General features: G+C 70.9%; 9 protein-coding genes. 8 read left to right on the forward strand and 1 reads right to left on the reverse strand.

Annotated elements, in window-relative coordinates; genetic code table 11:
* Window positions 1-52 precede the first annotated feature (52 nt).
* From pruA to E1265_RS25895, 7 genes are all read left to right on the forward strand, one after another.
* Window positions 53-1684, forward strand: a complete 1632-nt coding sequence (gene pruA, locus E1265_RS25865; protein WP_132933421.1) for an L-glutamate gamma-semialdehyde dehydrogenase — start codon at window positions 53-55, stop codon at window positions 1682-1684.
* Between the two features lie 168 nt (window positions 1685-1852).
* On the forward strand, window positions 1853-2032 hold the full coding sequence (locus E1265_RS25870; RefSeq protein WP_132933422.1) for a hypothetical protein: 180 nt from the start codon (window positions 1853-1855) through the stop codon (window positions 2030-2032).
* Window positions 2033-2105: 73 nt separating this feature from the next.
* Window positions 2106-3149, forward strand: a complete 1044-nt coding sequence (locus tag E1265_RS25875; RefSeq protein WP_132933423.1) for a 3-isopropylmalate dehydrogenase — start codon at window positions 2106-2108, stop codon at window positions 3147-3149.
* Window positions 3150-3430: 281 nt separating this feature from the next.
* Window positions 3431-4534, forward strand: coding sequence for a branched-chain amino acid aminotransferase (locus E1265_RS25880; RefSeq protein ID WP_132933424.1), 1104 nt, complete (start codon window positions 3431-3433; stop codon window positions 4532-4534).
* A gap of 209 nt (window positions 4535-4743) precedes the next feature.
* Complete coding sequence (gene cimA, locus E1265_RS25885) at window positions 4744-6363, forward strand: citramalate synthase (RefSeq protein ID WP_132933425.1); 1620 nt, start codon at window positions 4744-4746, stop codon at window positions 6361-6363.
* Window positions 6364-6517: 154 nt separating this feature from the next.
* Entirely contained in the window at window positions 6518-8113 is a 1596-nt protein-coding gene (locus E1265_RS25890; protein ID WP_132933426.1) for an acyl-CoA carboxylase subunit beta, read from the forward strand.
* A 20-nt stretch (window positions 8114-8133) separates the two neighbouring features.
* Complete coding sequence (locus E1265_RS25895; protein WP_132933427.1) at window positions 8134-8331, forward strand: acyl-CoA carboxylase subunit epsilon; 198 nt, start codon at window positions 8134-8136, stop codon at window positions 8329-8331.
* Between the two features lie 74 nt (window positions 8332-8405).
* On the opposite strand, the gene E1265_RS25900 is transcribed toward E1265_RS25895, so the two are convergent.
* Complete coding sequence (locus tag E1265_RS25900) at window positions 8406-8585, reverse strand: hypothetical protein (RefSeq protein ID WP_132933428.1); 180 nt, start codon at window positions 8583-8585, stop codon at window positions 8406-8408.
* Between the two features lie 557 nt (window positions 8586-9142).
* On the opposite strand from E1265_RS25900, the gene E1265_RS25905 reads away from it, so the two are divergent.
* A partial coding sequence (locus E1265_RS25905) for a nitrate- and nitrite sensing domain-containing protein (protein WP_132933429.1) occupies window positions 9143-11309 on the forward strand: 2167 nt, incomplete at its 3' end.

An 11309-nucleotide genomic window follows, 5' to 3' on the forward strand; every position in this document is an offset into this window, starting at 1 on the left:
CCCACACGCTCCCCGACCCACCCGCGACCATGTGAGAAGGAGTGTCCAGGCCATGGACGGAGTGACCCAGGTTCCCGCGCCGGCGAACGAGCCCGTGCACACCTACGCGCCGGGTTCCGCCGAGCGCGCCCGCCTTGAACGCAAGCTCAAGGAGCTGGCCGACAACCCGATCGAGCTGCCCATGACCATCGGGGGCGTGCGCCGGATGGGCGGCGGCGAGCGCTTCGACGTCGTGCAGCCGCACAACCACCGGGCCAGGCTCGGCACGGCGGCCCACGCCACCCGGCAGGACGCCCAGGACGCCGTCGACGCCGCGCTGGCCGCGGCCCCGGGATGGCGGTCGCTGACCTTCGACGACCGGGCCGCCGTCTTCCTCAAGGCGGCGGAGCTGCTGTCGGGGCCGTGGCGGGAGACCGTCGCCGCCTCGACCATGCTCGGCCAGTCCAAGACGATCCAGCAGGCGGAGATCGACGCGCCGTGCGAGCTGATCGACTTCTGGCGGTTCAACGTGCACTTCGCGCGCGAGATCCTGGCCGAGCAGCCGCCGGTGCAGCCCAAGGGCGTGTGGAACCGGATGGACTTCCGGCCGCTCGAGGGCTTCGTCTACGCGATCACCCCGTTCAACTTCACGGCGATCGCCGGCAACCTGCCCACGGCGCCGGCCCTGATGGGCAACGTGGTGGTGTGGAAGCCGTCGCCGACCCAGACCCACTCCGCCGTGCTGCTGATGCGGCTGCTCGAGGAGGCGGGGCTGCCGGCCGGCGTCATCAACCTGGTGACCGGCGACGGCCGCGAGGTGTCCGAGGTGGCGCTGCCCCACCCCGACCTGGCCGGCATCCACTTCACCGGCTCCACCACGACGTTCCGCTACCTGTGGCAGCAGGTCGGCGCGCACATCGAGCGGTACCGCAACTACCCGCGGATCGTCGGCGAGACCGGCGGCAAGGACTTCATCGTGGCCCACCCGAGCGCCGATCCGGCGGTGCTGCGGACGGCGATCACCCGCGGCGCCTTCGAGTACCAGGGGCAGAAGTGCTCGGCGGCCTCCCGTGCCTACGTGCCTCGCTCGCTGTGGGAGGGCGGGCTGCGGGACGAGCTCGTCGCCGAGACCGAGGGCCTTGCGGTCGGCGACCCGAGCGACCTGTCGAACTTCATGGCCGCGGTCATCGACGAGCGCGCCTTCGCCAAGAGCAAGGCGGCCATCGACCGGGCCAGGACCGACCCGTCGTGCGAGATCGTCGCGGGCGGCACCTACGACGACTCGGTGGGCTGGTTCGTCAGGCCGACGGTGCTGACCTGCTCGGACCCGGAGAACGAGGTCTTCTCCACCGAGTACTTCGGCCCGATCATCGCCGTCCACGTCTACGAGGACGACACCTTCGACACCATGCTTGACCAGATGGAGTCGGTGGCGGCCTACGCGCTGACCGGGGCGGTGCTGGCCGGGGACCGGGCGGTCGCGGCCAGGGCCAGCGAGCGGCTGCGGTACGCGGCGGGCAACTTCTACCTCAACGACAAGCCCACCGGGTCGATCGTCGGCCAGCAGCCCTTCGGCGGGGCGCGCGCCTCCGGCACCAACGACAAGGCGGGCTCCAAGTTCAACCTGCTGCGCTGGACCTCGCCACGGGTGATCAAGGAGACCCAGGTGCCGCCGACCGACTACCGCTATCCACACATGGGGTGAGCCGCGCCGGCCGGCGCGGGGAGTCGGCTCGGTGATTCGCGTCTCACATACTAGGACGGTCAAGTATCTGGCGAGACAACACTGTGGATCGCCGCTACTTTTGTGGAGGCTCTGAGGCCGGGCAGCGTGGCCCGGCCGCTCCACACCCCCGCGCCTGGAGCTGATCCCATGGACGCAACGCTGCCCGCGACCACCGTCACCCGCCCGCGCTCGGCCGACGACTCCGCCCTGGCCAGGGCCCGTGCCGCGGCCCGCGCCGCTCGGGAGGCCACCCGCCGGCGCGCGGCCGTCGCGCTCCAGCGGGCCCTGGACCGCCGGGACAACGGCGCCGAGTTCGACGAGGACTGAGTCCGGGCCCCCTGTGTCGTCCGGATGATGGACGAACTGGTGTCAGAGCGTGGGACGGCGTTAGGGTCCTCCCATGGCTCGCAGCATCGATCTCGCGGTGATTCCTGGTGACGGCATCGGTCCCGAGGTGGTGGACCAGGGGCTCAAGGTCCTGACCGCCGTCCTGCCCGGCGACGTCAAGCTGGAGACCACCACCTACGACCTCGGCGCGCGCCGCTGGCACGCCACCGGCGAGACGCTGCCGGACGCGGAGCTCGAGCGGCTCAAGGGCCACGACGCGATCCTGCTCGGTGCCATCGGCGACCCCACGGTGCCGTCCGGGGTGCTTGAGCGCGGGCTGCTGCTCAGGCTGCGCTTCGTGTTCGACCACTTCGTGAACCTGCGCCCGAGCAAGCTGTTCCCCAACACCCCGACCCCGCTGGCCGGCCGCCCCGACATCGACTTCGTCGTCGTCCGCGAGGGCACCGAGGGCCTCTACGTCGGCAATGGCGGCTCCGTGCGCACCGGCACCCCCGCCGAGATCGCCAACGAGGTCAGCGTCAACACCGCCTACGGCGTGGAGCGGGTCGTCAGGGACGCGTTCGAGCGGGCCGCCGCCCGGCCCCGCAAGAAGCTCACCCTGGTCCACAAGAACAACGTGCTGGTGCACGCCGGCCACCTCTGGCAGCGCACCGTGGACCGGGTCGCCACGGAGTACCCGCAGGTCAGCACCGACTACCTGCACGTCGACGCGGCGACGATCTTCTTCGTCACCCAGCCCGAGCGGTTCGACGTGATCGTCACGGACAACCTCTTCGGCGACATCCTCACCGACCTGGCCGCGGCCGTCACCGGAGGCATCGGCCTCGCCGCCTCGGGCAACATCAACCCGACCGGCGCCTTCCCCTCGATGTTCGAGCCGGTCCACGGCTCCGCGCCGGACATCGCGGGCACCGGCAAGGCCGACCCGACGGCCACCGTGCTCTCCGTCGCCCTGCTGCTGCGCCACCTCGGCTACGAGGCGGAGGCCGCCCGCGTCGAGGAAGCGGTCACCGCCGACCTGGCCGAGCGCGACGCCGCCGCCCCGCGCTCCACCGAGGCGATCGGCGACGCGCTGGCCAGCCGAGTAGCCGGCTGACGACCGCCTGCACGCCACGCGCATCTCCGTTCGGCCGCCGGTCACGCCCGGCGGCTGGGCAACCTCGTCGCCGGATGCCACCATCACCCCAGGGCCGCCCCCGTGCGCTTGTCGTCGCGCCCCGCGTCATAATCGACCCCACACCGGTCATCTCATACGCGGGGCCGTCGCGCATCCAGATGCTCGGACGTCCAAGTATCAACTCGGCGTACCGACCCCGGCGCGGGCTCGCGGTCCGCACCACCAAGATGTGCCACCGAGACGTGAAGGACTCGCTCACCATGACGACCCCCATCACCTTCGACCTCAAGCCCTCCACCCAGCCGCTCTCCGAGGCCGAGCGCGCCGCCGCGCTGGCCGAGCCGGGCTTCGGCCGGTACTTCACCGACCACATGGTCACCATCCGGTACACCGAGGGCCGCGGCTGGCACGACGCCACCCTCCAGCCGTACGCCCCGATCCCGCTCGACCCGGCGACCATGGCGCTGCACTACGGGCAGGAGATCTTCGAGGGCCTCAAGGCCTACCGGCAGCCCGACGGCTCCGTCGTCACCTTCCGACCGGACGCCAACGCCCGCCGCTTCCAGCGCTCGGCCAGGCGCCTCGGCATGCCCGAGCTGCCCGTCGAGGCCTTCGTCGAGGCCATCGACGTGCTCGTCGCACAGGACGCGGCCTGGGTGCCGACCGGCGCCGGGCAGACGCTCTACCTACGGCCCTTCATGTTCGCGACCGAGGTCGGCCTCGGCATCAACCGGCCGGCCAACGAGTACCTCTTCATGGTGATCGCCTCGCCGGCCGGCGACTACTTCGCCGGCGGCGTGAAGCCCGTCTCCGTCTGGCTCTCCAACGAGTACGTGCGCGCCGCCCCCGGCGGCACCGGCGAGGCCAAGTGCGCCGGCAACTACGCGGCCGCCTTCCTCGCCCAGGCCGAGGCCGTCCGGCACGGCTGCGACCAGGTGGTCTGGCTGGACGCGGTGGAGCGCCGCTTCGTCGAGGAGATGGGCTCGTCCAACCTCTACTTCGTCCGGGGCAGCGGCTCCGAGGTGCGCATCTACACGCCCGAGCTCACCGGCACCCTGCTGCCCGGCATCACCCGCGACTCGCTGCTGACCATCGCCGCCGACCTCGGCTACCCGACCGAGGAGTTCCGGATCACCGTGGACGACTGGCGGCGGGAGAGCGAGAGCGGCGCCATCAGCGAGGTCTTCGCCTGCGGCACCGCCTCGGTGATCACCCCGGTCGGCCACGTGAAGTCCAGCGACGGAGCCTGGACCATCGCCGACGGGCAGGCCGGCGAGATCACCCTGCGGCTGCGCGAGGCGCTGGTCGACATCCAGACCGGGCGGGCCGAGGACCGGCACGGCTGGCTGCACCGCGTCGCCTGACCGCGGCGTCCGGATCCTGAGACGGCGGGTGGCACAGGAGTCCGCCTGTGCCACACTCGCTGCCATGCTCTCGTTCGCCAGCATTATCGGCAGCTAGCGCGCCGGTCCGCAGTCTCTGACCCGCGCGCAGACCTCTCGCATCCGCGAGGGGTCTTTTCGTTTTCCGGCACACTTGACCGTAGAGGGTTCGACAGGAGTTCCGTACGACCATGACCAGCAAGGACGAGCCGGGCACCCAGGCGCCGGGCGACGGCTTCCACGTGTTCGACACCACCCTGCGTGACGGCGCCCAGCGGGAGGGCATCACGCTCACCGTCGCCGACAAGCTGACCATCGCCCGCCACCTGGACGACTTCGGGGTCGGCTTCATCGAGGGCGGCTGGCCGGGGGCCAACCCGAGGGACACCGAGTTCTTCCAGCGGGCCCGTGCCGAGATCCCGTTCAGGCACGCCAAGCTGGTCGCCTTCGGATCGACCCGCAGGGCGGGCGTCGCCGTCGAGGACGACCCGCAGGTGCGGGCCCTGCTCGACTCCGAGGCCCCGGTGGTCACCCTCGTCGCCAAGGCCCACGACCGGCACGTCGAGTTGGCCCTGCGCACCACGCTGCCCGAGAACCTCGCCATGATCGCGGACACCGTGCGCCACCTGCGCGCCCACGGCCGCCGCGTCTTCGTCGACTGCGAGCACTTCTTCGACGGCTACGCCGCCAACCCTGACTACGCGCTCGACGTCGTCCGCACCGCCCACCGGGCCGGCGCCGACGTGGTGGTGCTCTGCGACACCAACGGCGGCATGCTCCCCGCCCAGGTGCAGGCCGTGGTGCGCACCGTGGTGACCGACACCGGCGCCCGGATCGGCATCCACGCGCAGGACGACACCGGCTGCGCGGTGGCCAACACCCTGGCCGCCGTGGACGGCGGCGCCACCCACGTGCAGTGCACGGCCAACGGATACGGCGAGCGGGTCGGCAACGCCAACCTCTTCCCGGTGGTCGCGGCCCTGGAGCTCAAGTACGACCGCCGGGTGCTGCCGCCCGGCGCGCTGCGCGAGATGACCAGGATCTCGCACGCCATCGCCGAGGTCGTCAACCTCACCCCGGCCACCCACCAGCCGTACGTCGGGGTCTCCGCCTTCGCGCACAAGGGCGGGCTGCACGCCTCCGCGATCAAGGTGGACCCCGACCTCTACCAGCACATCGACCCCGAGCTCGTGGGCAACTCGATGCGGATGCTGGTCTCCGACATGGCCGGCCGGGCCTCCGTCGAGCTCAAGGGCCGGGAACTCGGCTACGACCTCGCCGGGGACCGCGAGCTGGTCGGCCGGATCGTCGACCGGGTCAAGGCGCAGGAGCTCAAGGGCTTCAGCTATGAGGCGGCGGACGCCTCCTTCGAGCTGCTGCTGCGCGAGGAGGCGGACGGCGGCCCGCAGCGCTTCTTCCGTCTTGAGTCGTGGCGCACCATCACCGACCAGCGGTCCGACACCGGCTGTGAGAACGAGGCCACTGTCAAGCTGTGGGCCAAGGGCGAGCGGATCGTCGCCACCGGCGAGGGCAACGGTCCGGTGCACGCGCTCGACCAGGCGCTGCGCGCCGGCCTCGAGCGGACCTTCCCCGAGCTGGCCAGGCTTCAGCTGGTGGACTACAAGGTCCGGATCCTGGAGGGCAGGCAGGGCACCCAGTCCACCACCCGGGTGCTGATCACCACCAGCGACGGCACCGCGGAGTGGTCTACGGTGGGTGTTGCGGACAACGTGATCGCCGCCTCCTGGCAGGCGCTCGACGACGCCTACACGTACGGCCTGCTGCGCGCCGGGGCGCGTCCGAACGAGTGAGGTGGCAGGCGGGGCACTGTGGGGAGGTCACAGTGCCCCCGTGCCCCGGGCTGTGCGTTTCCACCCCCTATGTGCGGCGCGGCCATGAAACGGGTGCGGAGACTGTACGGATCTGACGAGGGCGGTCCCGGCGGGCGTTTCGTAGGGTCTATACATGACCGATCAAGCCGAGGCCGAAGCGCCAGACACGGTGACCGCCATCGACGCCCACGGGCGCGTGGCGGAGCTGCGGGCCATCCGCGAGGAGGCGGTGCGCGGCCCCTCGGAGAAGGCGACGGAGGCGCAGCACGCCAAGGGCAAGCTGACCGCAAGGGAGCGGATCGATCTGCTGCTCGACCCCGACTCGTTCCGCGAGGTGGGCATGTTGCGGCGGCACCGGGCCACGGGCTTCGGGCTCGAGGCCAAGCGCCCCTACACGGACGGCGTGATCACCGGCTACGGCACGGTGCACGGACGCCAGGTCTTCGTCTACGCGCACGACTTCCGGATCTTCGGCGGGGCGCTCGGTGAGGCCCACGCCGCCAAGATCCACAAGATCATGGACATGGCCATGGCCGCCGGCGCGCCGCTCGTGTCGTTGAACGACGGCGCGGGCGCGCGCATCCAGGAGGGCGTCGTGGCCCTTGCCGGCTACGGCGGCATCTTCCAGCGGAACACCAGGGCGTCCGGGGTGATCCCGCAGATCTCGGTGATGCTCGGCCCCTGCGCCGGCGGCGCGGCCTACTCGCCGGCGCTGACGGACTTCGTGTTCATGGTGCGGGAGACCGCCCAGATGTTCATCACCGGTCCCGACGTGGTCAAGACCGTCACCGGCGCGGACGTCACGCACAACGGCCTGGGCGGCGCCGACGTGCACGCCGAGACCTCGGGCGTGGCGCACTTCGCCTACGACGACGAGGAGTCCTGCCTTGAGGAGGTCCGCTTCCTCCTCTCGCTGCTGCCGAGCAACAACCGCGAGAACCCGCCATCCTCGCCCACCGAGGACCCGGTGGACCGCCGCTGCGACGCGCTGGTCGACCTGGTCCCGGTCGACGGCAACCGCCCCTACGACATGCGGGCGGTCATCGAGGAGCTGGTGGACGACGGCGAGTTCCTCGAGGTGCACGAGCGCTGGGCGACCAACATCATCTGCGCGCTCGCCAGGTTCGACGGCCAGGTGGTGGGCATCGTCGCCAACCAGCCGCAGTCGCTGGCCGGCGTGCTCGACATCTCCGCCTCCGAGAAGGCCGCGCGCTTCGTCCAGATGTGCGACGCGTTCAACGTCCCGATCGTCACGCTGCTTGACGTGCCCGGCTTCCTGCCGGGCGTCGACCAGGAGCACGGCGGCATCATCAGGCACGGCGCCAAGCTGCTGTACGCCTACTGCAACGCCACCGTGCCGCGGATCTCGCTGATCCTGCGGAAGGCGTACGGCGGCGCCTACATCGTGATGGACTCGCAGACCATCGGCGCCGACGTCACGCTCGCCTGGCCCACCAACGAGATCGCGGTGATGGGCGCCGAGGGAGCGGCCAACGTGATCTTCCGCCGGCAGATCGCCGCCGCCGAGGACCCGGAGGCCATGCGGGCGCGCATGGTCAAGGAGTACAAGGCGGAGCTGATGCACCCCTACTACGCGGCCGAGCGCGGCCTGGTGGACGACGTCATCGACCCGGCGGAGACCCGGCACGTGCTGATCCAGTCGCTGGCGATGCTGCGCAGCAAGCACGCCGACCTGCCGGCCCGCAAGCACGGCAACCCGCCACAGTGAGCGAAGGAGAGTCCCGCGAGATGAGCAGCGACCCCCATCTGGTGCGCGTGGAGAAGGGCGAGGCCAGCCCGGAGGAGCTGGCCGCCGTCACCGCCCTGTTGATGGCCCGTGCCGCCCGGCGGGACGCCGCGCCGGCGTCCGCCGACCGCAGCACCGCCGGCTGGCGCCGTCTCGAGCGCACCGCCGGCTACCGCGCGCCCCACAGCTGGCAGGGGTGACGCGCCGCCCCGCGCGCCCCGGTACGCGAACGGCCCCCGGCTCGAGCCGGGGGCCGTTCGCGTGTGAGACGGGGTCAGGCGGCGTCCTCGCGCTCCTTGAGGACGGTGCGGCGCGGGTTGGCCGTGGCCTGGGGGAGCTCCGGCACGCGCGCCGCGGGGCGCTCGGCCGGAGCGAGCTCTCCGGCGTCCGAGAGGTGTGCCAGGGTGGTGCGCCGCGGGTTGGCGATGGAGCGCATGGTCAGGGTGCTCTTCACGGTGCTCTGCCTTGAGGGTCTCTTGTCGGTCCTGGATGTCATTTCTAGATGTTCTGTAAAGCGAGGCTAGGGCCGCTATACCCGCCGTAAGCCGGTAATCAGCCATGAACTCGGTGTGAGTTTGCTCACGGCGACCCGGAGAAACCGCATCAAACTCGGACAGCCAGCGAACGGGGCAAAGCGGTCATAGGTTGCCATAGGTTTACTCCTTCCTCACGATAGCTACCCGTTGTGTGCTTGTTCGATGAGGGTGTGGTGCATAAAAGTCCGATTTCTCCCTGGCTGTCGTGTGCACACTGTGGTGGAGTGTCTCCGTAGCGTCATAGATGTCACGGGAGCGTTCCCAGACCTTGTTGCGGATCGGCCACTGTGCTGGAATCACACGGACCGTCGCGGGTCGGCCACCGAAGCGAGGGGCGCACGCCAGTGCCACTCACCGCGCTGACCGCCAGACGCGTCGGTTGCCCACGACCGTTACGGGGCTCGTGTGCCCCCGGCTCGACACCGTCACGTCGTCATCACGGCGCGGCGCTCAAGGTCCAGAGGTTGCGACGCCAGTGCAGGGACGTTTCAAGAGGGAAGGCAGTGCTGCGGGGGATGCGGAGCCTGGTGGTGTAACAGACCGCGGCTCCTCCGCCGGGTCCGGCCCAGGGGGCGGTGACCCGGCGCAGCACGCCGCGGGGGGTGAGCAGCCCGCCCGTGAGGCGGATGCCGCCGGGGCCGAGAAGAGCCCCGCGCCCGCCCGGCCCAGCCACGCCGGATCGCGTCTCGCGCTGCGCAACTGGCGCATCAGCACCCGCCTGGTCTCGCTGATCGCGCTCCCGGTGGTCGCGGCCACCCTCCTCGGAGGGTTCCGGATCCAGAGCTCGATGGAGGACATCGAGAGGCTGGACGACCTGGAGTTGCTCACCGACCTGACTCAGGTGGCGACCCAGTTCGCCGCCGCGCTCCAGGAGGAGCGCGACCGCTCCGCCGGTCCGCTGGTCAGCGGCCGGGACAGAAGCAGCGACGAGATCGTGGCGGCCCGCGAGATCACCAATCAGGCCATGCGGGCCTTCAGTGATGCCAGCCTCCGGCTGACAAGCACCGACGAGGCCATGCGCGGCGTGCGCTCCACGGTGATCAACATCGGCCGGCAGGCCAACGAGATCAGCACCATGCGCCGGCAGGCCTACGAGGACCCGGCGAACATCGGCCAGACGGTCAGCGCCTACAGCGCCCTGATCGAGTCGCTGCACGGACTCTCGCTCGACATGGCCCAGGCCACGAGTAACGCCGAGATGATCCGCTCCACGCGTGCCCTCGCCGCCTTCTCCTCGGCCAAGGAGCACGCCTCCATCCAGCGTGCCGTGATCACCGCAGGCCTCGCGCGCGACGAGATTCCGGGGCAGAGCGCGAACCTCTCCGACGTCGACTGGCGCCTCGGCCGCAACAGCAGCCTCAGCGAGGAGTCGGAGCTCGAGGCCTTCTCGCAGATCTACGGCCAGGGCCGGGCCAACGACCGGCTCGCCCCGCTCGAGGGCGGCGTCGCCAACATCACCCAGGCCGACCAGTACGCGCAGCGGGTCTTCTCCGCCCCCGAGGGCATCAGGAACTCGCAGGAGCGCAGCTACCGCAACTGGTACGAGCAGGACCGGACCAAGATCGACGCGATGAACGTCATCGAGGCCGAACTGCTGGCCGAGATGCAGGCCCAGGCCAACGCCCTGCGGGACGAGGCCCAGCAGGAGGCCGTCATCAACGGCGCCGTGGTCATCCTGGTGCTCGGCATCTCGCTGGTCGGTGCCTTCGTGGTGGCCCGCTCGATGGTCCGCTCGCTGCGCCGGCTGCAGGAGACCGCGACCGAGGTCGCCCGCAAGCGGCTGCCCGAGGTCGTCAAGCAGATGTCCGAGGCCGAGCCCGAGGATGTGGACACCACCGTCGAGTCGGTCGGCGTCTACACCAGGGACGAGATCGGCAAGGTGGCCCAGGCGTTCGACGACGTGCACCGGGAGGCCGTCCGCCTCGCCGGTGAGCAGGCCCTGCTGCGAGGCAACGTCAACGCGATGTTCACCAACCTCTCGCGGCGCAGCCAGGGTCTGATCCAGCGTCAGCTCTCCCTGATCTCCGAGCTCGAGTCGCGCGAGGCCGACCCGGACCAGCTGTCCTCGCTGTTCAAGCTCGACCACCTCGCCACCCGCATGCGCCGCAACGGCGAGAACCTGCTGGTCCTCGCGGGCGAGGAGCCGGGCCGCCGGTGGACCCGCCCGGTGCCGCTGGTCGACGTGCTGCGCGCCGCGGCCTCCGAGGTGGAGCAGTACGAGCGCATCGAGTTGAGCGCCGTCCCCAAGACGGACGTCGCCGGCCGGGTCGTCAACGACCTGGTGCACCTGCTCGCCGAGCTGCTGGAGAACGCCACCTCGTTCTCCTCGCCCCAGACCAAGGTCAAGGTCACCGGTCACGCGCTGCCCGACGGCCGGGTGCTGGTGGAGATCCACGACACCGGCATCGGCCTGTCCCCCGAGGACCTGGCCGAGATCAACGAGCGGCTCGCCAACCCGCCCACCGTCGACGTCTCGGTCTCCCGCCGCATGGGCCTGTTCGTGGTCGGCCGCCTCTCGCTGCGCCACGGCATCAGGATCCAGCTGCGGCCCTCCGACTCCGGCGGCACCACCGCCCTGGTGATGCTGCCCGCCGACGTGGCCCAGGGCGGTGGCAGGCCGCGCCCCGCGACCCCGCCGAACG

The organism is Streptomyces sp. 8K308, assembly GCF_004348315.1.
GTDB lineage: Bacteria > Actinomycetota > Actinomycetes > Streptomycetales > Streptomycetaceae > Streptomyces.